The organism is Lysobacter sp. GQ73 (genome assembly GCF_059758755.1).
Genome location: NZ_JCAXEE010000001.1, coordinates 453770 through 477590 on the forward strand (window position 1 = coordinate 453770; position 23821 = coordinate 477590).

11 protein-coding genes are annotated in these 23821 nt (G+C 68.0%); 9 read left to right on the forward strand and 2 right to left on the reverse strand.

Going from position 1 to position 23821, the window contains the following annotated elements; translation table 11 throughout:
• Window positions 1-28: 28 nt before the first annotated feature.
• The 9 genes from AC6CH2_RS01880 to AC6CH2_RS01920 all read left to right on the forward strand — a co-directional run bounded on the left by AC6CH2_RS01880 (window position 29) and on the right by AC6CH2_RS01920 (window position 20824).
• Window positions 29-2473: a GH92 family glycosyl hydrolase gene (locus tag AC6CH2_RS01880; protein WP_498267682.1), complete on the forward strand. Its 2445-nt coding sequence runs from the start codon at window positions 29-31 to the stop codon at window positions 2471-2473.
• Between the two features lie 180 nt (window positions 2474-2653).
• On the forward strand, window positions 2654-5077 hold the full coding sequence (locus AC6CH2_RS01885; RefSeq protein ID WP_498267683.1) for a family 20 glycosylhydrolase: 2424 nt from the start codon (window positions 2654-2656) through the stop codon (window positions 5075-5077).
• Between the two features lie 170 nt (window positions 5078-5247).
• The gene (locus tag AC6CH2_RS01890; protein ID WP_498267684.1) at window positions 5248-8148 is read left to right on the forward strand and encodes a TonB-dependent receptor plug domain-containing protein; all 2901 of its coding nucleotides are present in this window, start codon (window positions 5248-5250) and stop codon (window positions 8146-8148) included.
• A 308-nt stretch (window positions 8149-8456) separates the two neighbouring features.
• Window positions 8457-11057 carry a beta-mannosidase gene (locus AC6CH2_RS01895; RefSeq protein WP_498268191.1) on the forward strand — a complete coding sequence of 867 codons (2601 nt, stop codon included), beginning with the start codon at window positions 8457-8459 and terminating at the stop codon, window positions 11055-11057.
• A 430-nt stretch (window positions 11058-11487) separates the two neighbouring features.
• The gene (locus AC6CH2_RS01900; RefSeq protein WP_498267685.1) at window positions 11488-14352 is read left to right on the forward strand and encodes a DUF2135 domain-containing protein; all 2865 of its coding nucleotides are present in this window, start codon (window positions 11488-11490) and stop codon (window positions 14350-14352) included.
• Window positions 14353-14564: 212 nt separating this feature from the next.
• Window positions 14565-15693 (forward strand): peptide chain release factor 2 gene (prfB, locus tag AC6CH2_RS01905; RefSeq protein WP_435393678.1). Its coding sequence is split into 2 segments (ribosomal slippage): window positions 14565-14639 and window positions 14641-15693, totalling 1128 coding nucleotides; the frame shifts between segments, so codons are not numbered across the junction.
• 122 nt (window positions 15694-15815) lie between these two features.
• Complete coding sequence (gene lysS / locus AC6CH2_RS01910; RefSeq protein WP_498267686.1) at window positions 15816-17333, forward strand: lysine--tRNA ligase; 1518 nt, start codon at window positions 15816-15818, stop codon at window positions 17331-17333.
• 203 nt (window positions 17334-17536) lie between these two features.
• On the forward strand, window positions 17537-18655 hold the full coding sequence (locus tag AC6CH2_RS01915; protein WP_498268192.1) for an HD domain-containing phosphohydrolase: 1119 nt from the start codon (window positions 17537-17539) through the stop codon (window positions 18653-18655).
• A gap of 3 nt (window positions 18656-18658) precedes the next feature.
• Window positions 18659-20824: a response regulator gene (locus AC6CH2_RS01920; protein WP_498267687.1), complete on the forward strand. Its 2166-nt coding sequence runs from the start codon at window positions 18659-18661 to the stop codon at window positions 20822-20824.
• A gap of 48 nt (window positions 20825-20872) precedes the next feature.
• On the opposite strand, the gene AC6CH2_RS01925 is transcribed toward AC6CH2_RS01920, so the two are convergent.
• Complete coding sequence (locus AC6CH2_RS01925) at window positions 20873-21778, reverse strand: crotonase/enoyl-CoA hydratase family protein (protein WP_498268193.1); 906 nt, start codon at window positions 21776-21778, stop codon at window positions 20873-20875.
• Between the two features lie 216 nt (window positions 21779-21994).
• A complete protein-coding gene (locus AC6CH2_RS01930) occupies window positions 21995-23668 on the reverse strand; it encodes a long-chain fatty acid--CoA ligase (protein ID WP_498267688.1) in 1674 nt (557 codons plus the stop codon).
• Window positions 23669-23821 lie beyond the last annotated feature (153 nt).

A 23821-nucleotide genomic window follows, 5' to 3' on the forward strand; every position in this document is an offset into this window, starting at 1 on the left:
TCGCAATCCGGTACGGCGCAGGCGCGGTTTGGTTTCGGTTTTCGACGGCAAGGCCTGGCCGATCGCAGCGGCATTGACCCTGGCGCTGGCCGGTGCGTCGAACGTCCAGGCCGCCGCGCCCGACCGCGACCCGGTCAGCGAGGTCAACACCTTCATCGGCAGCAAGGACGACGGCAACACCTTTCCGGGCGCGAGCGCACCGTTCGGCCTGATCCAGATCAGCCCGATCGGCGATCACTACAGCGGCTGGCGCTACGACGACCCGAAGATCCGCGGCTTCGGCCACTCCTTCATCTCCGGCGCGGGCTGCTGGGAGCAGGGCGGCCAGTTGTCGGTGCTGCCGACCACCGGCGAGATCGGCCCGGGCAAGCGTTTCGACACCAAGCAATTCAAGTCCTTCGACCAGAAGGCCTACGCCTCCAGCTATACCCACGACGGCGAAGTCGGCCAGGCCGGCTATTACAAGGTGCGCCTGACCGGCGAGGCCGCCGGCGACATCGAGGCCGAAGCGACCGCGCTGACGCGCGCCGCTGCCGAGCGCTACACCTTCCCGGCCGGGGCCAAGCAGGGCACGATCCTGGTCAACACCGGCCAGGCCAACGAACGCCATCTCGTCGTCGGCAGCAGCGTCCAGGTGATCGGCGACCGCGTCGTCGAAGGCAAGATCGTCACCAAGAGCTTCTGCGGCGGCCAGCAGTACACCACCTGGTACCGCATGGAGTTCGACCGTCCCTTCGCCAGCTTCGGCACCTGGGACGAAACCGGCGGCCACCCCGGCGGCCGCGCCAGCATGCAGGGCGACACCCGCCCGCACGGCGCCTGGTTCACCTTCGATACCAAGAACGGCCGCGCGGTCACCGCGATCAGCGCGATCTCGCACGTCGATGCCGAAGGCGCGCGCCGCAACCTGCGCGACGAAGGTACGAAGAACGGCAAACCGCTGAGCTTCGATGCGATGCGCAAGCAAGCGCAGGACGGCTGGCGCAAGGAACTGGGCTCGGTGCGGGTCGGCGGCGGCAGCGCCGACGACCGTGTCGTGTTCTACACCGCGCTTTACCACTCACTGCTGCAGCCGCTGACCGGCAGCGACAGCGACGGCCGCTACCGCGGCTACGACACCGAGATCCACAAGGCCGAAGGCTGGACCTACTACGAGTACTTCTCGCTGTGGGACACCTATCGCTCGCAGAACCAGTTGCTGGCGATGCTGCGCCCGCAGCGCGCGCGCGACATCGCCAACTCCATGCTCAAGATCCACGAGCAGAACGGCTGGCTGCCGCGCTGGGGCTACGCCAACTACGACAGCAACGTCATGACCGGCGACCCGGCGACGCCGTTCATGGTCGACCTGTGGCGCTTCGGCGCGCTCGAAGGCCGCGAGCAGCAGGCTTACAAGGCCTTGCGCGAGAATGCCTACGGCGTGCCGCCGGCGCTGGTGCGCAGCAACGGTCGCGCCGGCAATCCGAGCTATCTCGAACGCGGCTTCGTCCAGTACGACCGCGCATTCCCGGCCAAGAGCATGGACGTCGATCCGCATCACGGCGGCTCTTCGACCCTGGAATACGCACTGGCCGATTGCTCGCTGTCGCAGATGGCCGACGCACTGGGCCAGAGCGCCGACGCGGCGACCTTGCGCGAGCGCGGCCGCAACTGGCGCAAGGTCTGGGACGCCGAGGCGGCCGATCCGGAGCTGGGTTTCCGCGGTTTCCCGCGTCCGCGCCTGGACGACGGCCAGTTCTACGTCGAGGCCGATGGCGGCTACAGCCCGCGATCGCACCACGGCTTCCACGAAGGCACGGCCTGGCAGTACCAGTGGCTGGCGCAGCAGGACATGCCGGGCCTGGTCGCGGCGATGGGCGGGGCCGAGCAGACCGGCAAGCGCCTGGACGCGTTCTTCGCCTACGACCAATTGGTCGCCGATCCGCTCAACGCGGCGCGCAAGCAATGGGTGGTCGGGCCTTACAGCTATTACAACCAGTATCGCTACAACCCGAACAACGAGCCCGACCTGCACAGCCCTTGGATGTACACGCTGATCGGCCAGCCGTGGAAGACCACCGCGGTGTTGCGCTCGGCCCAGGCCTTGTTCACCAACGCACCCAACGGTGTGACCGGCAACGACGACCTCGGCACGATGTCCGCCTGGTATCTGTTCAGCGCGATCGGCCTGTACCCGGCGGTGCCGGGCACCGGCGAACTGCTGCTGCACACGCCTCGCTTCGAGAAGGTCGAGCTCGACCTGGGGCAGGGCAAGACCCTGACCATCGAAGCGCCCGGCGCGGACGGCCGCGGCCTGCAGTACGTGCGCTCGGCCAGCTTCGACGGCCAGCCGCAGGAGCGGGTCTGGCTGGACTGGTCGGCACTGCGCAACGGCGGCACCTTGCGCTTCGCGCTCGACAAGACGCCGCCGGTGAACGGCTGGGGCACGAAGACGGAGGCGCTGCCGAAGTCGGCCTGCGCCTCGCCGAAGTGATGAGTCCGATGCTTTTGGCAAACAGGTAGCGCCGATTTCGGTCTGGGTCGTCCGCTTGCATACCGTCGTCCCCGCCTGCGCGGGGATGACGAAAGCCAGGGCGGCGAAGTCCGCATATTGCGCAAAGACGACGTAACTCAAGGCCGCAGTCGATCCGTGCAGTCCGAGGGAACCGATTCGATGAAAGACGCATTGGCGAAGATGGGACGTTCGAAACTGCGCGTGGCGATGCTGAGCCTGGTCGGCGCGGCGATCGGCCTCGCGCCGCTGGCGCATGCCGACGAGGTTCCGCTGGCCGGCGCGAACAAAGTCGCCGCCCATGCCGGCCCGGCCTCGGCCGCGCCCGATCTGGTGCCGTTGCCGGCGAAGCTGTCGCGCGGCGAGGGCGAGTTCGTGCTCGATGCCCATACCACCGTGTACGCCAACAATGCCGAAGCGCGCGCGGTGGCCCAGTTGCTGCGCGCTGAACTCAGCGCGACCCACGCCCTGACCCTGCCGCTGCGCAGCGGCGCGCCGCGCGCCCAGCCGGGCGAGGCCGAGCCCAGCCGCTACGTGCAGTTGGTCGCCGAGCCGGTCGCCGCCCACGCCGATGCGCGTTCGAAAGAACGCTATACCTTGGAAATTACCGCGCGCGGCGTCCGCCTGTCCGGCCCGCCGGCGGGTCTGTTCTACGGCTACCAATCGCTGCGCCAGTTGTTGCCGGCTTCGCGCAGCGCGCAAGCGCTGCGCCTGCCGGCGTTGAGCATCGAGGACCAGCCGCGATTCGTGTACCGCGGCATGCACCTCGATGTCGGCCGGCATATGTACCCGGTCGCCTTCATCAAGCGCTATATCGACCTGATGGCGCAGTACAAGCTCAACACCTTCCACTGGCACCTGACCGAGGACCAGGGCTGGCGCATCGAGATCAAGCGCTATCCGAAGCTGACCAAGATCGGCGCGCAGCGCAAGGAAACCGTGCTCGGCCGCCATATCGATCCTTATGTCGGCGACGGCAAGCCCTACGGCGGCTTCTACACCCAGGACGAAGTGCGCGAGGTCGTGGCCTATGCCAAGGCCCGCCACATCATGGTGATTCCGGAAATCGAGATGCCGGGCCACTCGCTGGCCGCGCTGGCCGCGTATCCGGAGTTGGCCTGCACGCCGGGGCCGTTCGAGGTCGGCACCAACTGGGGCGTGTACGACGACATCTATTGCCCGAAGGAAGAGACCTTCAAGTTCCTCGAGAACGTGCTCGACGAAGTGGTGGCGCTGTTCCCGGCGCCGTACCTGCACATCGGCGGCGACGAAGCGCCCAAGACCCGTTGGCAGAACAGCGAGGTCGCCCAGGCGGTGATCCGTCGCGAAGGCCTGAAGGACGAACACGAACTGCAGAGCTATTTCATCCAGCGCATGGAGAAGTTCCTGCATTCGCGCGGCAAGCGCATCATCGGCTGGGACGAGATCCTCGAAGGCGGCTTGGCCCCCGACGCGACGGTGATGTCCTGGCGCGGCGAAGCCGGCGGCATCGCCGCGGCGCGGCAAGGGCACGACGTCATCATGAGCCCGACCCAGTGTTGTTATTTCGACTACGGCCAGGGCCCGGCGCAGTACGAACAGTGGAACCTCGGCGGCGAGCTCAGCCTGGACAAGGTCTACGGCTACGACCCGGTGCCGAAGGAACTCGATGCCGCCCAGGCCAGGCACGTCCTGGGCGTGCAGGGCAATGTCTGGACCGAATATCTCAAGACCGAGGCGATGGTCGAGTACATGGCGTTTCCGCGCATGCTCGCTCTGGCCGAAGTCGCCTGGACGCCGCAGGGCGACCGCGATTTCGCCGATTTCCAACAGCGCCTGCGTGGCCAGTTCCCGCGCCTGGACCGCGAACGGGTCGGTTACCGCATCCCCGCACCGGCCGGCTTGAACGACGCGATGCAGGTGCAGGAGCAGGGCGCGCCCGAAGAATTCGTGCAGGTGTTCGAGCTGGCCGCATCGGTGCCGGGCGCGAGCATCCGCTACACCGTCGACGGCAGCGAGCCGAGCGATGCTTCGCCCGTATACGCAGGCCCGATCGAACTGCGGGTGCCGCTCGATGAGGTGCGCAGCCTGCGCACCGTCACCGTGCTCGCCAACGGCCGCCGCAGCGGCGTGCACAGCGCGCAGGTGCACTACCGCAGCTACCGCGCGGCGGTGGCGCCGCCGAAGCGCCGGAGCGCCGGGCTGAGCTATCGCCTGTACGAGGGCCAGTTTTCCAGCCTCGACGAGTTCGAAGCCGCGGCCGCGCCGGTCGAGCAGGGCGTCGCCACGTCGCTCGAGCTGGCGCCGTACGCGCGGCAAAGCCGCTACGGCCTGCAGTACGAAGGCCTGATCGAAGTGCCGGCCGACGGGATCTATCGCTTCGCCTTGCAGGGCGACGACCGTTCGGCCCTGTACGTCGACGGCGAGCGGGTGATCCGCAACGACAGTTACGACCAGACGCTGCATGGTTCGCTGCCGTTGCGGCGCGGCTGGCACCGCCTGCGCCTGGCCTGGTATCAGCGCGCAGGCGGGCAGAGCCTGCGCCTGCGCTGGGCGGCGCCGGGCCAGACGCTGCGCGATCTCGATGCGAAGCGGGCGGTGCACTGATGTGCGCCGCGCCGTTCGTCGCGACGGTTCGAGGATGTGCGGATGGATTTTTTTTGCTCGGGTTTTAGATCGATCCAAATAGAACGCCACAAAACGCCACGAAAAGCGCTGGATACAAAACGAAACGTAACCTTGGCCGAGGGTTCGGCCGCGATTGGGAGGGGTAGCAGGTGAACCACAATCAGCACCGCAACGAGCGTCAACACCGCACGCCGGCCGAACGCCATCGCGCGCACCGCAACGTCCTGACCGCGGCGCTGCTCGCCGCCCTGTATCTGCCGTGCGTCGCGGCGGCGCAGGAAGCGAGCGCGCAGGAGCCGGCGACGGCGGCCGGCGAGGTCAAGTCGATGGACAAGATCACCGTCACCGGTTCGCGCATCAAGCGCGCCGAAGTCGAAGGCCCGGCGCCGGTCACGGTGATCAGCGCCGACCAGATCAAGCGCGAGGGCTTTTCGACCGTATACGAGGCGCTGAGCACCCTGACCGAGGTCACCGGCTCGGTGCAGGCCGACGTCAACAAGGGCCCGACCCCGAACGCCAGCCCGCTCAACATGCGCAACCTCGGTCCCGGCCGCACTTTGCTGCTGATCGACGGGCGCCGCGTGGCCGATTACCCGCTGCCCTACGAGGGGCGCGGCAATTTCGCCAATTTCAACAACATCCCGATGGCCGCGGTCGAGCGGATCGAAGTGCTGGCCAGCGGCGGCTCGGCGATCTACGGCTCCGACGCGATGGCCGGCGTGATCAACGTCATCATGAAGAAGAACTTCAATGGCGACGAAGTGCGGATCAAGGGCGGCACCACCACCCGCGGCGGCGGCGATTCCTTCGATCTGTCCTGGACCGGCGGCCGCACCGGCGACAAGTGGAGCGCGACCTACGGCGTGCAGTGGAGCGGGCGCGAGACCTTGTTCGCCGGCGACCGCGAGTTCGTCGACTCCGACCTGGAGCCGGCCAATACGGTCAAGCCCCTGGTCAACGACCCCTGGCCGTGGGTTTGGGGCGTGGAGCTGATCGACAGCGCCAGCAAGCAGCGCGTGACGCCGCCGGCCGGCGCCTGCGACCGCTTCCAGGACCTGCCGCTGCACCACTTCATCGGCAACGAGGGCAACGCGCCCGAGTTCCCCGGCTACAGCTGCACCCAGAGCAAGGGCAACGCCCTGTGGAGCCTGCGCAACGGTTCCAACAACGTCTCGGCCTTCGGCAATTTCAGCTACGACTTCGACAACGGCATGCAGGCCTGGGTCAGCGCGTCGTTGTGGGACAGCGAAGGCGAATCGCGCCAGGACGAGGCGCTGCGCTTCGAGTTGAACCGCGGCGGCGCGTTCTACGACCCGGGCACCGGACGCAGCTATCAGGCGCGCCGCGCCTTCACCGTGCCCGAGGCCGGCGGCCGCGATCCGTTCCTGTTCTATACCAACGAGCGTTCCTGGGACCTCGCCGCCGGCCTGCGCGGCCGCTTCGGCGAGAAGCTCAACTGGGACGCCACCATCGGCCGCACCGAGTACAAGGTCGACTTCAGCTTCCCCTCGGTGGTGCAGAGCGCGGTCGACGAGTACTTCCTCGGGCCGCAGCTGGGCACCAACGGCGGCTTGCCGGCGTATCAGTTGAACCAGAGCCGGTTCTGGAACCCGATGGATCTGGCGACCTTCCAACGGTTGACCACCCATGGCCACTCCAGCGCCAAGTCGTGGATGAACCAGGCCCAGTTCGCGGTCAACGGCGACCTGTTCGATCTGCCGGCCGGCCCGGTCGGTTTCGCCGCGGTGCTGGAAGCCGGCTCGCAGGGCTATCGCCTCAGCCCCGATCCGCTGACCTTCGGCCCCAACAAGCAGTACGACCAGCCCGGCGGCACCAACCAGGGCGGCGGCGACCGCAAGCGTTATGCCGCCGGCGTCGAGTTCAAGTTTCCGTTGCTGGCCTCGCTCGACCTGACCACCGCCGGCCGCTTCGACCGCTACGACGACGACAGCCGCAAGGAAGGCAACTTCACCTGGAACGCCGGCCTGGAATGGCGCCCGATCGACAGCCTGCTGCTGCGCGGCGCCTACAACACCACCTTCCGCGCGCCGGACATGCACTACCTGTTCGCCACCAGCGGCACCGGCACCCAGGAAAGCGCCGACGTCGCCTCGTGCATCAAGCGCAACCAGGGCCCGAACTGCGGCTCGGCCTCGGTCTACTACCGCCACGCCACCAGCCGCACCGGCAACCTCAAGCTCGACAGCGAGACCGGCAAGTCGTGGAGCGCCGGCCTGGTCTGGGACGCCACCGACAACCTGTCGTTCAGTGCCGACTACTGGCGCATGACCATCGACAACCAGGTGCGCGATTTCGACATCGCCGACATCCTCGATCTGGAAAGCCAGTGCATCAACGGCGTTCCGCGCCGGTCCTCGGACCGCATGCAGGTCGCGCCGGGTTCGTCGACCTGTTCGAGCATCCTCTCGCGGGTGACCCGCAGCAGCCCGGGCACCAACGCCTTCGGCGTCGCCGACCCCAACTTCCCCTTGGGCCAGGTGACCTCGGTGCGCAGCGGCCCGATCAACATCGCCTACCGCGAAGTGGCCGGCGTCGACGTGTCGGCCCGCTACAAGCTGCCGGCGACGGCCTGGGGCGATTTCAGCTTCGCGCTCAACTACACCAACCAGTTGAAGAACAACGAGCAGCGCGACCCGGGCGCGCCGATGCAGGAAAACCGCGACAACGACGTGCGCACCTTCGCCCGCGCCAGCGCCAGCTGGTCGCGCGGGCCGTGGAACGCCACCCTGTTCGCCAATCGCATCGGCCACACCAACGGCGACAACTACAACCGTTGCGCGCCGGTCATGCCGGGCCAGATCTCGACCGAATGCCGGATGGTCGGCAAGCTGAAGGCGCCGGTCTACTTCAACCTGACCGCCGGCTACCAGTTGACCGAACAGGCCCGGGTCAACCTGTACATCGACAACCTGTTCGACGAGGCCGAGTACAAGGACCCGTACAAGATGTTCTTCATCTACGCCAACGAACGGGTGTTCTCGCGGGTCGGTCGCGAAATCTCGGCCGAGTTCGTTTACAAGTTCGACTGATGCACGCAAGCGCGGCCGGCCGTTCGCGGCCGGCCGCGGCAAACGCTCTCCAGTAAGCGGTGGTGGCCCGGCGATTCCGCGCTGTCCAGGCGGGACGCAGGGTTTTTTCCCGATTCTCGGGCAGGGGGCGCCTGGATGGGCGTCCCCGTTTTTCCGGGGCTCGGCCACGATCTGGCCACGAACTCATGGCCGGCCGCCGCACGCGGCCGCGCGACCACGGCAAGCGACTCGTTGGGGCAAGCATGGCGACACTCCGGTCCAAGAACACCTTCGTTTCGGCGCTGCGCACCGCGGCGGCTATCGGCCTGATGCTGGCCGCCGCGCTGAGCGCGGACTGGGCCCGGGCGGCCGAGGCGGGCTCGCGGCCCCTGCACGGCGACTGGCAGTTCCGGCTGGTGCCGGGCGACCCGGAAGCCGCCGCGCATGCCGCCGCCACCGACTGGCGCAAGGCGCAGGTGCCGGGACATGTGCACACCGATCTGCTCGCCGCCGGCCTGATCGCCGACCCCTACGTCGGCGCGCGCGAGCGCAGCCTGCAATGGATCGGCCTGGCGCAATGGGAGTACCGCACGCGTTTCGACGTCGACCGCGCCACCCTGGCGCGCGCTCACGTCGAGCTGGTGTTCGAGGGCCTGGACACGTTCGCGACCGTGCAGCTCAACGGCGTCGAGCTGCTCAAGGCCGACAACAGTTTCCGCACCTGGCGGGTGCCGGCGCGGGCGCACCTGCGCGAACGCGGCAACGAATTGCGGGTGGTGTTCGACTCGCCGATCCGGCGGATGCTGCCGCAGGTGCAGGCGATGCCGCACAAGATCGCCGGCAATTACCCCTCGCCGTACGGCGACGAGCCGCGCGACGCGATGACCGCCAACTTCGTGCGCAAGCCCGGTTATCACTACGGCTGGGACTGGGGCCCGCGTTACGTCGGCGCCGGGATCTGGCGCGCGGTGCGGCTGGAGAGCTGGGACCGCTTGCGCCTGGCCGACCTGCACGTGCAGCCGCGCCGCATCGCCCGCGATGCCGCCGAGGCCACAGTCGAGCTGGAGATCGAAAGCGATCGCGCCGGCGCGGCCACGGTCGAGATCGACTACGCCGGTCCCGAAGGCCCCGGCAAGACCCTGCGCCACGAGGCTCAGCTGCACAGCGGCCGCAACACCGTATCGGTGCCGCTGACCATCGCCCGGCCGCGGCTTTGGTACCCGGTCGGTTATGGCGAGCAGGCCTTGTACACCTTCAAGGCGCGCGTGCGCGACGCCGACGGCGTGCAGGCGGTCGGCCAGCGCCGCACCGGCCTGCGCAGTATCGAGCTGCGCCGCGAGCGCGATGCCGTCGGCCAGGGCTTCGCCTTCGTCGTCAACGGCATCCCGGTGTTCGCCAAGGGCGCCAACGCGATTCCGTTCGATGCCTTCCCGGCGCGGGTGACCCGCGAGCGGCTGCGCCGCGACCTGCAGTCCGCGCGCGACGCCAACATGAACATGCTGCGCAACTGGGGCGGCGGCTATTACGAGTCGGACGACTTTTTCGAACTGGCCGACGAACTCGGCTTGATGGTCTGGCAGGACTTCATGTTCGGCGGCGGCATGCCGCCCGGCTACGATCCGGCGTTCCGCGCCAGCGTCGTCGCCGAGGCGCGCGACAACGTGCGCCGCCTGCGCAACCACCCGAGCATCGTGCTGTGGTGCGGCAACAACGAGGAAGAAACCGCCTGGAAGGACTGGGGCCATCGGACCAAGCTGACGGCGGCCGACCCGAAGTTCGCGCAGACGGTGTGGGAAGGCTATGTGGCCTTGTTCGGCCATGACCTGCGCCAGGTCGTCGCCGAAGAAGGCGCCGGCGTACCGTACTGGTCGAGTTCGCCGAGCAACGATCTGGACGAGAAGGCCAACGATTCCAACAACGGCGACAAGCACTACTGGGACGTATGGGGCGGCCCGGCCTTGCCGGCGACGGCCTACCTCGACGAGACCCCGCGCTTCATGTCCGAGTACGGCCTGCAGGGCTGGCCGTCGCTGCGCACCATCGCCAGTTTCGCCAAGCCCGAAGAGCAGGGCATCAACGCGCCGGTGATTCGGGCCCACCAGAAGTTCCTGGCCGGCGACGGCAACTCGCGATTGTTGCTGTACATCCGCCGCGAATACGGCGAGCCGCGCGATTTCGCCGATTTCGTTTATCTGAGCCAACAGGTCCAGGCCGAGGGGATCGAGCTGGCGGCGCTGCATCACCGCGCTTCGCGTCCGCGCACGATGGGTTCGCTGTACTGGCAGTTGAACGACGTCTGGCCGGGCGCGTCGTGGTCGAGCCTGGATTACTACGGCCGCTGGAAGCCGCTGCATTTCCACGCCAAGCGTTTCTTCGCCGATGTCGCCATCGCGCCCTTGCGCCGGCCCGGCAGCGGGCGCACCGAGCTGAGCCTGCTGTCGGATCGCACCGCGCCGTTGCAGGGCGAGTGGCGCCTGCGGGTCATGGACTTCGACGGCCGCGTCCATCGCGACGAACGCAAGCCGGCGACCCTGGCGGCGCTGGCCTCGACCGCGGCCGGCGCCTGGAGCGATGCCGAACTGCTCGGCGACGCCGACCCCTTGCGCACCGCGGCGGTGTTCGAGCTGATCGTCGACGGCCGGACGGTGTCGCGGCGTGCGGTGTACTTCGGCGAATCCAGGCGCCTGGCCTGGCAGGACCCCGAGCTGCACGGCGAACTGCGCCGCGACGGCGACGGCTACCGTTTGCAATTGAAGGTGAGCAAGCTGGCGCGCGCGGTCTGGATCGACTTCGGCGATCACGACGTCGAGTTGGCCGACAACGCGTTGACTTTGTTGCCGGGCGAAACCGTGGAGATCGGGTTGAAGTCGAAGGCCGGCCTGGACAGCCTGCAGCGCGCCTTGAGCCTGCGGTCGCTGTATCGGCCCTGAGAGGCTAGGGGCTGCGTATCCGGTTTTTCGCGGCCGAGAGCAATCCGCGCTGTAGTGATCGGGTTTCAACGGCTGTCGCCGGGCGCTCGCCCCTTCGCCGAAGGGGGCGATGATCGATGCGTCGATCGTCAGAACCGGCACCGCCACCGGTTCCAGCCCCAGACGCAGCCTCGTGATGCTGGGGGTGCCTCTTTGGAAAAGGGGGCGGGGGATTTGCTCTTACCCGATGCCGCAACCAACCCAGCTTGCATCTACCCCGATCCGCCCCGCAGGCCCTGGCGCTCGCGCCACCGCCGCCCGCGTGCATGGAAGCGACGCCCTTCAACCCCGTTCGCGCGGTCGCCGCGTTATGAGGTTGCAGCTCCCGTTCTTATGGAAGAGGTGACCGGTGAAACCGTCCTTCGCAGTCGTTCGTTCCGTATGTTGCCTGTTGCTCGCCCTCGCGGCCGTCGCCAGCGCGCAGATCCGCAGGGACGTCACCGCGCCGCCCTTGCTCGAAGTGCGCGACGCCGAAACCCCCATCGTGCTCGAATCGGCAAGGGTCGAAGGCGAGATCGTCGGCGGCCTCGCCCGGACCTCGGTCGAGCTGGTGTTCCGCAATCCGAACCGGCGGGTGCTCGAAGGGCAGTTGCAGTTCCCCTTGCGCGACGGCCAGCAAGTCGCCGGCTTCGCGCTCGACATCGACGGCCAGCTGCGCGCCGCGGTGCCGGTGCCGAAGGACAAGGGGCGCCAGGTGTTCGAGGCGATCGAACGCCGCGGCGTCGACCCTGCGTTGCTGGAGAAGACCGTCGGCAACCAGTTCAAGCTGCGGGTCTACCCGATTCCGGCCCAGGGCACGCGGCGGGTGCGGCTGGAATTCGTCGAGTCGCTCGCGCGAGAAGGCGGCGAGTGGCGTTACGAACTGCCGCTGGCGTTCGCGGCGCAGGCGCGCAGTTTCAAGCTCGAGCTGGTCTCGGCGCAGAAGCCGCGCTGGGTCGGCCTGGGCCAGCAGGCGGACATCAGCTCGCGGGCGGGTCGCTACCGGCTGGCCCTGCACAGCCGGCCGCTCGGCGACAGCCTGAGCCTGCGGGTGCCGGCGGCGAGCGCCCCGCAGGCCTACACCCAGGATCGCGAGGGCGAACGTTTCTTCCTGGCCGAAGTGCCCTTGGCCGGCCCGCGCCAGCCGCGTGCGCTGCCAAAGTCGCTCGGCCTGCTGTGGGACAGCTCGGCTTCGGGCCGCAAGCGCGAACGCGCCAGCGAACTGGCGCTGTTGGATCGGTACTTCCGTGCGGCCGGCGACGTCCAGGTCAGCCTGATCCGGCTGCGCGACCGCGCCGAGCCGGCGCGAGCCTTCGCGGTAAAGGACGGCGACTGGTCGGCGCTCAGGCGCGAACTCGAAAGCACGGTCTACGACGGCGCGACCGACCCGGGCGGCTGGCGGCCGCAGCCCGGCATCGAGGAATACCTGCTGGTCAGCGACGGCCTGTTCAATTACGGCCAGCGCCGTTTCCCGGCCTTGCTCGGCGGCCAGCGCCTGTATGCGCTGAACTCGGCGGGCGCCGCCTCCGACCACGACGGCCTGCGCGCGCTGGCGCAGGCGCACGGCGGCCGCCTGGTCGCCTGGCAGCGCGCCGCCGAACTGGACCGCGCCGCCGAGGCCTTGCTCAACGAAGGCCCGCAGTTGCTCAGCGTCGACGGCCTGGGCACGAACGAGGTGGTCGCCGATTCGCCGTTCGCCGACGGCGGCCTGCTGCGCATCGCCGGCAAGCTCGGCGACCGCCCGGCGCGGCTGAGCCTGAAGGTGCGCGACGGCGGCCGGGTCCGCGAAATCGCGGTGCCTATCGAAGCCGACGCCCCCGCCAGCGCGCTGCCGGCGGCGCTGTGGGCGCAGTACTCGATCCGGGCGATGCAGGCCGACCCCGGACTCCACCGCGCCGCGATCGCGCGCCTCGGCCAGCGCTTCGGCATCGTCACCGCCGAGACTTCGCTGATCGTGCTCGACGATCTGGCCGACTACGTGCGTTACGACATCGTCCCGCCGGACCGCCTCGATGAATTTCACCGGCTCAAAGCCGAGCGCAGCGGCGAAACCGAGCGGTCGCGCCGGCAGAGCCTGGACCGGGTCGCCGCCTTGTATGCGCAGCGTATCGAGTGGTGGCAGCGCGACTGGCCGAAGGGCATGCCGCCGCAGGCGCTCGACGCGGCCAAGCTGCGTCGCGCGGGAGCAGGCGCGCGAGGCGATGTACAACGTCTGCAGGCCTATGCGCCGGCGCCGGTCGCCGCGGCCGCGCCGATGCCGGCCGCCGAAGCCAGCGCGGGACTGGAAAGGATCGAGGTGACCGGCTCGCGCATCGACGCGATTTCTGCCGATGCGAGCGCCAAAGAGGAAGCAGCCCAGCCGGGCGCCGGCGCGCGCATCGTCCTGCAGCCCTGGCAGCCCGATTCGCCGTACGCGCGCCGCCTGCGCCAGGCCGGCGCCGACCGCGTCTATGCGATCTACCTCGACGAGCGCGATTCGCACGCAGCCAGCAGCGCCTTCTACCTCGACGTCGCCGACGTGCTGGTCGAGAAGGGCCAGCACGACCTGGCCCTGCGCGTGCTCTCCAACCTGGCCGAGATGGACCTGGAGAATCGCCACATCCTGCGCGTGCTCGGCTACCGCCTGATGCAGGCCGGGCAGCCGGCGCTGGCCGTGCCGGTGTTCGAGCGCGTGCGCGGACTGGCCGAGGAAGAGCCGCAGAGCTTCCGCGACCTGGGCCTGGCCTATGCCGCCAACGCCCAGTACCCGCAGGCGGTGGAGGCCTTGTACGAGATCGCCCTGCGCGATTGGGACGGCCGCTTCCCGGGCGTGGAGGAAATCGCCATGGCCGAGCTCAATGCCATCGTCGCGGCGCATCCGCAGGCGGTGGACAGCGCGCGCATCGACCCGCGCCTGCTGCGCAACCTGCCGCTGGACCTGCGCGTAGTGCTGAGCTGGGACAGCGACAACAGCGACATGGACCTGTGGGTGACCGACCCGAACGGCGAGAAGTGCTACTACGGCCACAAGCTGACCTACCAAGGCGGGCGCATCTCGAACGACTTCACCGGCGGCTACGGCCCGGAGGAATTCATCCTGCGCGACGCCAAGCCGGGCAAGTACAAGGTCGAGGCCAATTTCTACGGCGACCGCCAGCAACTGGTGACCGGCGCGACGACCCTGCACCTGTGGCTCGCCACCGGCTTCGGCGGCGCCCGGCAAAGCGAGCAGAAGGTGACCCTGCGCCTGAAGGACCGCAGTGAGGTGGTGATGGTGGGCGAGTTCGAGGTGAAGTGAGCCGGGCCGAGGGGTCGCGGGGCAGGGCGGCGCGGCGCGGCGGGCCGCCCGCCTCGACCAGGTCGGCTAGCGGGCAGGGTCCGCCGGTGCGGGGAAAGCCTGGTCGCGGCTCGCGCCGCTCGCACCCCACTGGGCGCCGAGACCGGGGCGGCCTCCCGGCCGCCCGGGCTGCTAGAATCGGCGGTTCTCATCCGCATTCAAGACCATCGGACATGATCGAGCTCAATCCCGTCCGCCAGCGCATCGCCGACCTCCGGGGCCGGCTGGATTCGCTCAGGGGGTATCTTTGACTACGACAGCAAAGTCGAACGCCTCGAAGAAGTAAACCGGGAGCTCGAAAGCCCCGACATCTGGAACAACGCCGAACAGGCCCAGGGCCTGGGCCGCGAGCGCGCCAGCCTGGAAAAGGTCGTCGACGGCATCCGCCGTCTCACCGACGGGCTGATCGGCGCCGACGAACTGCTCGAACTGGCCGAGATGGAAGACGACGAGTCGACCGCGCTGGCCGTGGTCGAAGACGTCGAGCGTTACGCCAAGCAGGTCGAGGAACTCGAGTTCCGGCGCATGTTCTCCGGCCCGATGGACGCGGCCTCGGCCTTCGTCGACATCCAGGCCGGCGCCGGCGGCACCGAAGCCCAGGACTGGGCCGAGATCCTGCTGCGCATGTACCTGCGCTGGGCCGAGTCGCGCGGCTGGAAGGCCGAGCTGATGGAAGTCAGCGGCGGCGACGTGGCCGGGATCAAGTCGGCGACCTTCCGGGTCGAGGGCGATTTCGCCTACGGCTGGCTGAAGACCGAGACCGGCGTGCACCGCCTGGTGCGCAAGTCGCCGTTCGACTCCGACAACCGCCGCCACACCAGCTTCACCTCGGTGTTCGTCTCGCCGGAAGTCGACGACAAGATCGACATCGAGATCAACCCGGCCGACCTCAAGACCGACGTCTACCGCTCCTCGGGCGCCGGCGGCCAGCACGTCAACAAGACCGAATCGGCGGTGCGCATCACCCACGTGCCGAGCGGGATCGTCGTGGCCTGCCAGACCGAGCGCAGCCAGCACGCCAACCGCGACCGCGCCATGAAGATGCTCGCGGCGAAGTTGTACGAGCTGGAAATCCAGAAGCGCAACGCGGTGCGCGACGCGGTCGAGGCGACCAAGTCCGACATCGGCTGGGGCAGCCAGATCCGCAACTACGTGCTCGACCAGAGCCGCATCAAGGACCTGCGCACCGGCATCGAACGCAGCGACACCCAGAAGGTGCTCGACGGCGATCTCGACGAATTCGTCGAGGCCAGCCTGAAGTCCGGACTGGAAGTGGGCTCGAAACGCAGCGACGCGGTTTGAAAGCCGGGATTCGGGAATCGGGAGTCGGGATTCGCAATGAATCCTCCCCGGTTCCAGATTCCGGCCCCCCAATCTCCGATTTCCTGGCTTAATTCCTCCTCCAATCCCCTGTGCCCGCCCTTATGACCGACGAAACGAGCCTGCCGCCCATCGACGAGAACCATCTGATCGCGGAGCGTCGCGCCAAACTCACGGCCATGCGCGGCGAGGGCATCGCCTTCCCGAACGACTTCCGCCGCGGCGATTTCGTCGGCGACCTGCAGGCGCAGTACATCGACGCCGAGCATTGGACCCAGGAAGCGCTGGACAGCGAGTCGCGCCGGGTCGCGGTCGCCGGCCGCATCCTGCTCAAGCGGGTCATGGGCAAGGCCAGTTTCGTCCAGATCCAGGACGAGTCCGGGCGCATCCAGCTGTTCCTGCAGGCCAACGCGCTCGGCGAGACCTACGACAAGTTCAAGGGCTGGGACGTGGGCGACATCGTCGCCGCGGAAGGCCCCATCACCCGCACCAAGACCGGCGAGCTGTCGGTCAAGGCCGAGACCCTGCGCCTGCTGACCAAGGCGCTGCGGCCGTTGCCGGACAAGTTCCACGGTCTGGCCGACGTCGAACAGCGCTACCGCCAGCGCTACGTCGACCTGATCGTGTCGCCGGACGCGCGCGAGGTGTTCGTCAAGCGCTCCAAGATCATCCGCTCGATGCGCGCCTGGCTGGACACGCGGCGCTTCCTCGAAGTGGAAACGCCGATGATGCATTACATCCCCGGCGGCGCCGCGGCCAAGCCGTTCGTCACCCACCACAATGCGCTCGACCTGCAGCTGTACCTGCGCGTCGCGCCGGAGCTGTACCTCAAGCGCCTGGTGGTCGGCGGCCTCGAGCGCGTCTACGAGATCAACCGCAACTTCCGCAACGAGGGCGTGTCGACCCGGCACAACCCCGAGTTCACCATGCTCGAGTTGTACGAGGCCTATGCCACCTACACCGAGATCATGGACCTGACCGAGGCGGTGATCCGCCACGCCGCGAGCGAGGTCCTCGGCACCACCCGGGTCGAGTGGGACGGCAACCCGATCGACCTCGGGCCGACGTTCCGGCGCTGGTCGATGACCGACGCGGTGCTCGAACACAACCCCGAGATCAAGCGCGAAGAACTGCGCGACCTCGAGGCGATGCGCGCCCATGCCGCGCGCCTCAAGGTCGCGGTGAAGCCGGGCTACGGTTGGGGCAAGCTGCTGCTGGAGATCTTCGAGAAGACCGTCGAGCACACTTTGGTCCAGCCGACCTTCATCACCGACCATCCGGTCGAAGTGAGCCCGCTCGCGCGCGCCAACGACCTCGATCCCGAGTTGACCGACCGTTTCGAGCTGTTCATCGGCGGCAAGGAACTGGCGAACGGTTTCTCCGAGCTCAACGACCCGGAAGACCAGGCCGCGCGTTTCCAGGCCCAGGTCGACCAGAAGGACAGCGGCGACGACGAGGCCATGCACTACGACGCCGACTACATCCGCGCGCTCGAAGTCGGCCTGCCGCCGACCGGCGGCCTGGGCATCGGCATCGACCGCCTGGTGATGATGCTGACCGGCTCCTCGTCGATCCGCGACGTGCTGTTGTTCCCCTACATGCGTCCCGAAGCCGGCCTCTGAGCCGGTCTGCGCGCCGGCCGGCGGCGGCGGCGCGGTCGCCGGCGCAAACGCGGGCAAGCACACCGGGCGGCCAATGCGCTTGGCCGTTTCTCCGGTCGCGCCGCGTTGAACCGTGACGTACAGCGCTCATTCGCATACCGGATCCGGGCGATAGCGGACGATCCCGGATCGTCTAGGGACCTTCGGCGGCTGTCACAGGCATCCTGGCGGGGTATGCTCCCAGATCGGTCACCACAGGGGGTGACCCCCTTACGGAAGCCGGTGTGAACGTCGTTATCGTCGATGACCAAACGTCCGCGCGGACCATGCTGCGCCACATCATCGAGGACATCGCGTCCGAGTTGTCGGTGCACGATTTCGGCGAGCCCGAGGCCGCGTTGGCGTGGTGCGAGACGCACCAGCCCGATCTGTTGCTGCTCGATTACCGCATGCCGGGCATCGACGGGCTGGAATTCGCGCGCCGTTTCCGCCGCCTGCCGATGCACCGCGACATCCCGATCATCCTGGTCACCGTGGTCGGCGACGAGCCGGTGCGCCAGGCCGCCCTCGAAGCCGGAGTGATCGATTTCCTGGTCAAGCCGGTGCGCCCGCGCGAGCTGCGCGCGCGTTGCCGCAACCTGCTGCAGCTGCGCCAGCAGTCCGAGAACGTCAAACAGCGGGCCCTGTCGCTGGAACAGCGGCTGCTGTCGAGCATGCACGAGGTCGAGGAGCGCGAACGCGAGACTCTGTCGCGGCTGGCCCGCGCCATCGAATACCGCGACGCCGGCACCAGCGCCTACCTGGAGCGGATGTCGCACATCGCCGGCCTGATCGCCGAGCAACTGGGCATGTTCGAGGACGAGATCCGGGTCATCGAGATGGCCGCGCCGCTGCACGACATCGGCAAGATCGCCATCCCCGACGCGGTGCTGATGAAACCCGGCCCGCTGACCGAGGAGGAGACCGCGATCATGCGCCGCCACCCCAAGATCGGCTACGAACTGCTCAGCGGCAGCCAGAACCGGTTCATCCAGGCCGGCGCCCTGATCGCCCTGCGCCACCACGAGCGCTACGACGGCAGCGGCTACCCCGACGGGTTGGCCGGGGACGATATTCCCCTGGAAGCCCGGATCGTGGCGGTCGCCGACGTGTTCGACGCCCTGATTTCGCCGCGTCCGTACAAAAAAGCCTGGGACGTGGAGGAGGCATTGGGGTATATGTACGCTCAGCGCGGTCGTCTGTTCGATCCACGTTGCGTGGACGCCCTGATCCGCAGCCGGGCCCGGCTCGACGAAATCTGCGATCGTTATTCGGCCAGCTTCCCCCGTCCCGGCTTGGAGTAGCCGATGGCTTCCATCCTGCGCGTGGTCAAGGAGCGCCTCTCGAACCGCCCGGACAGCGAGCACGGGCAGGCGCTGGTGCGGTTGGTCATCGCCTGCCTGATCGTCGCCTACCTGCTGGGCCTGCAGGCCTTCGACCAGGCCAGCGTGGCCACCCAGACCATGCTGTGGGTGATGTCGGCCGAGTCGGTGGTCGGCCTGGGCCTGATGGCGGCGATCGTGCGCTGGCCCGGGGTCTCGCACCTGCGCCGCTGGATCGGCATGCTCGCCGACTATTCGACCCTGGCGATGCTGATGTCGCTGGACGCGCCCTCGCTGGCGCCGCTGTACGTGATCGTGCTGTGGGTGACCATCGGCAACGGCCTGCGCTACGGCACCACCTACCTGTACACCGCCGCCTCGCTGGCCGGCGCCTCGTTCCTGGCGGTGGTGCTGAAGAACGATTACTGGCGCGACCAACCGTATCTGTCGACCGGTCTGTGGCTGGGCCTGGTGGCGATCCCGGCCTACCTGTCCTCGCTGCTGCGCAGCCTGCAGAAGGCGACCGAGGACGCGCGCCGCGCCAACGAGGCCAAGAGCCGGTTCCTGGCCAACATGAGCCACGAACTGCGCACGCCGCTCAACGGCATCATCGGCATGGCCGAGCTGATGCACGGCACCCGCCTGGCGCCGGAGCAGCGCGAATACGCCGACGTCATCCACGCCTCGGCCCAGTCGCTGTTGCTGCTGGTCAACGACGTGCTGGACATCTCGGCGATCGAGGCCGGCAAGCTGCAGCGCCGCGACATCGACTTCAACCTGCAGGAAGTGATGAAGCGGCTGCAGAAGATGCTGCAACCGCTGGCCGCCGCGAAGGGGCTGACGCTCAAGGTCGACATCGAGCAGGACGTGCCGGTGCGCCTCAACGGCGACAGCGCATTGCTGACCCAGGTGCTGTTGAACCTGCTGCACAACGCGATCAAGTTCACCGAGAAGGGCGGGGTGTCGCTGGTCGCGCGTCTGGTCGGCGGCGGCACCGGCCCGGGCGCGCCCGGGGTCGAGCGCCAGGTGCGCCTGCGCTTCTCGGTGCGCGACACCGGCATCGGCGTGGCCAGCCAGGACGTCGACCGGATCTTCCAGGCCTTCGAGCAGGTCGACAACGGCCCGACCCGCCGCTTCGGCGGCACCGGCCTGGGCACCACCATCGCCAAGACCCTGACCCAGTTGCTCGGCGGCGAGATCGGCCTGGAGGCCAATCCCGGCGGCGGCAGCCATTTCTGGGTCGAGCTGCCGCTGCGGCTGGAAGAGGCGGCCCCGGCCGCGCCCGACGCCCAGCAGGGCAGCGGCAAGATCATTTCGTTCGAAGACCCGTTCCTGCGCCACAAGACCCGGGTGCGCAGCCTGCGGGTGCTGATCGCCGACGACCAGTCGGCCAACCGCACCGTGCTGACCCGGATCCTGGAGCGCGCCGGCCACCGCGTGCAGGGCGCCAACGACGGCGAACAGGCCCTGGACCAGCTCGAACTCGGCCAGTTCGACCTCGCCGTGCTCGACATGCACATGCCCGGGCTCAGCGGCCTGGACGTGATCCGGCAACTGCGTTTCATGCAGGCCGGCAACGGCCGCCGCACCCCGACCATCATCCTCAGCGCCGACGCTACCTTGCAGGCCTCCGAAGCGGCCAGCGAAGCCGGCGCGATGGCGTTCTTGACCAAGCCGATCGTGGTCGGCCGTCTGCTCGAGACCATCGCCGACGTGGTCGATTCGCAACGCATGCCGGCGGTGCGCGCGATCAGCGACGTCAGCCGTCCGCTGACCAACCCGGCGGTGCTGGCCGAGCTGGCCGAAATGGGGTTGGGCGACCAGTTCCTGCGCGATTTCGTCGAGCAGTGCCTCAAGGACGCGCAGTCCTGCCAAAGCGACCTGGAGGCCGCTGCGGCGGTGGCGCGTTGGGACGAGCTCCGCGAGGTCGCCCATGCCTACAAGGGCGTGGCGGAAAATCTCGGCGCACACTCGATCGCCGAGCGCTGCTCGCAGGTGATGCGCGCAAGCGACGAAGTGCTGGTTCGCGAGTGTCCGAAACTCGTGGTGGATCTCGCGGCGCAGTTGTCGGCGGTGGCCGACGTCAGCCGGCAGGAAGTCGCGCGCCTCAGTCGCGGCAACCGCGGCAAGGACGTCCCCGACGTTTCTTGACAGCCTCCTGCCACGCGAGGCGCGTGGCAGGCTCCCCCCTGCAAGACATCAGGCCAGCGCCAGCGCCGGCGTTACCGCTCCGGCCCGGCGCTGCTGCGCACGCACCAGGCGTTCCATGGTCTTGAGCCCGCGGTCGTTGAGGCGCATCGCCGCATCGACCCATTCGGTGGTCACCGACAACAGCTCGTCCAGGCTGACCGGACGGCAGGCCTGGCGGACCGTGTTCATCGCCCGCAGCGCGTTGCCCATACGCTGGTTGCGCTTGATCAGCTCGGACGCGGCCTGCAGGCCGTAACCGCGCGGCACGACCTGGTCGACGACGCCCATGCGCAGCAGTTCCTCGACCGGGTAGACGCGGGCGTTGAGCATCATCCGTTCGGCCTGGACCGCGGTGACGCGACGGGTCAGGAAGGTATAAGCGCCCATACCCGGGAACAGGTCGAACAGCACCTCCGGGAAGCCCATGCCGGTGCCGGCCTCGGCGATGATGGTGTGGCAGCACAGCGCGGCTTCGAAACCGCCGCCGAGCGCATCGCCCTGGATCACCGCGATGCTGTGGACCCGGTCTTCGTGCAGCTGATACAGATTGAACGCGACCTCGATGCACAGGCGCGCGTACTCGAGCAGGCGCTGGCGGTTACCGCTGCGGATCATGCGCGAGAACAGCGCCAGGTCGCCGCCGAGGTTGAACACGTCGGCGTCGGAGGCGAGGACGAAATGGCGGATGCCGGCGCGCGGATCGCAATCGGAAGCCAGCTCGCGGCGGATCCGTTCCTGCACCCGTTTCATGTCGTCGAGCAGGTGCTCGGAGAAGCAGGGCGAGTAGGGCGCGTCCTGTCCATGGACGTGGTTGGCGGGCTGGGCGTGCATATAACCCCAGTCGGTGCCGCTGGCCGGGTCGGCGACATGACGGAATAGGGCGGGAACGTTCGCGATTGGCAGACGGGCGGACATGGACATGGCGGACTCCTGAAGGACGGGTGGCGGGCCGGGATTACCCGCGTTTCGATGCTACACCTCGCCCAGGCATCGTTCAGACAAGGTTCTGCCTGCCTCCTGGCGCATTCATTCCAGGCACATTCCGGCGCGGCGTCCGGGCACGAAAAAGCCCCTCGGCAGAGGGGCTTAGCGAAGGCCGGCGCCCGCGGCGCCGGCGATATGTCGCGGCGCTTACTTCGGCGCGTCGCGCAGTTCCCGGCGCAGGATCTTGCCGACGTTGGTCTTGGGCAGCTCGGTGCGGAACTCGACGAACCTGGGGTGCTTGTAGCCGGTCAGGTTGATCCGGGCATGCGCCTTGACGTCCTCGGCGGTCAGCGCCGGGTCCTTTTTGACGATCACCACCTTGACCGCTTCGCCGGACTTCTCGTCGGGCACGCCGACCGCGGCCACTTCGAGCACGCCCGGCATCATCGCGATCACGTCCTCGATCTCGTTGGGGTACACGTTGAAGCCCGACACCAGGATCATGTCCTTCTTGCGGTCGACGATGTAGAAGAATCCCTTCTCGTCCATGCGCGCCATGTCGCCGGTGTGCAGCCAGCCGTCGTCGTCGATGACGTTGGCGGTTTCCTCGGGGCGGTGCCAGTAGCCCTTCATGACCTGCGGGCCCTTGATGCACAGCTCGCCGACTTCGCCGACGCCGAGGAGATTGTTGTTCTCGTCCTTGACGCAGGCGTCGGTCGAGGAGATCGGCAGGCCGATCGAGCCGTTGTATTCGGGCAGATCCATCGGGTTGATGCAGGCCGCCGGCGAGGTTTCGGTGAGGCCGTAGGCTTCGACCAGGGTGATGCCGGTGACCTGCTTCCAGCGTTCGGCGACCGCGCGCTGCACCGCCATGCCGCCGCCGAGGGTCAGGTGCAGGTGGGAGAAATCGACCTCGTCGAAACCCGGGGTGTTGAGCAGACCGTTGAACAGAGTGTTGACGCCGGTGATCGCGGTGAACGGCGTCTTCTTCAATTCCTTGACGAAGGCCGGCATGTCGCGCGGGTTGGTGATCATGTGGTTGAGGCCGCCGAACTTCATGAAGACCAGTCCGTTCGCGGTCAAAGCGAAGATGTGGTACAGCGGCAGCGCGGTGATGATGATCTCGTGACCGGGCTTGGCGTTGGTGCCGACCCAGGCCGCGGCCTGCTGCATGTTCGCGACCAGGTTGCGATGGGTCAGCATCGCGCCCTTGGCCACGCCGGTGGTGCCGCCGGTGTACTGCAGGAAGGCGATGTCGTCCGGCGAGATCTCGATCTCCGGCAGCTTGTGCATCTGGCCGAGGGTGAGGGTGTCGCGGAAACGCACCGCGCCGGGGATGTCGTAGTCCGGCACCATCTTCTTGACGTACTTCAGCACGAAATTCATCACCGAGCCCTTGAGCCCGCCGATCATGTCGCCCAGGCCGGTGGTGATGACCTGCTTGACCTGGGTCTGGCCGACCACGTCCTGCACGGTCTTGCCGAAGTTGTCGAGCACGAAGATCACCGACGCGCCGGAATCGTCGAGCTGGTGCTTGAGCTCGCGCGCGGTGTACATCGGATTGGTGTTGACCACGGTCATGCCGGCGCGCAACACGCCGAAGGTCGCGATCGGGTATTGCAGGCAGTTGGGCATCATGATCGCCACGCGATCGCCCTTCTTGAGCTTGAGCTCGCCGAGCAGATACGCGGCGAACTGCGCGCTGAGCCGGTCGATGTCGCCGTAGGTCAATACCTTGCCGAAATTGGAGAAGGCGGGACGGTCGCGATAATTTTCGATGGCGTTTTCCAGCACCGACACGATGGACGGAAACTCGTCCACGTTGATCTGCGCCGGCACGCCTTCAGGATATTGAGCAAGCCACGGTCGTTCGAAACTCATCGCGATCCCCTCTTTAATCGCTCGTCGATTCTGGCCGGCGGCCCGCTGTGTGCGCTGCCGTACGGTATTTTCTCGATTGGAGCATAGGCTCTACTGACTGGCAAGGCGACGCCGCCGACGGCGGTGCGGGCAGTGTCCGCGGCCGCGCGGACC

Excerpts from the sequence above, each read along its gene's own strand:
- AC6CH2_RS01930 (WP_498267688.1), bottom strand. The coding sequence starts at position 23,668 with ATGAGTTTCGAACGACCGTGGCTTGCTCAATATCCTGAAGGCGTGCCG.
- AC6CH2_RS01925 (WP_498268193.1), bottom strand. The coding sequence starts at position 21,778 with ATGTCCGCCCGTCTGCCAATCGCGAACGTTCCCGCCCTATTCCGTCAT.
- AC6CH2_RS01895 (WP_498268191.1), top strand. The coding sequence starts at position 8,457 with ATGCTGGCCGCCGCGCTGAGCGCGGACTGGGCCCGGGCGGCCGAGGCG.
- AC6CH2_RS01885 (WP_498267683.1), top strand. The coding sequence starts at position 2,654 with ATGAAAGACGCATTGGCGAAGATGGGACGTTCGAAACTGCGCGTGGCG.
- lysS (WP_498267686.1), top strand. The coding sequence starts at position 15,816 with ATGACCGACGAAACGAGCCTGCCGCCCATCGACGAGAACCATCTGATC.
- AC6CH2_RS01920 (WP_498267687.1), top strand. The coding sequence starts at position 18,659 with ATGGCTTCCATCCTGCGCGTGGTCAAGGAGCGCCTCTCGAACCGCCCG.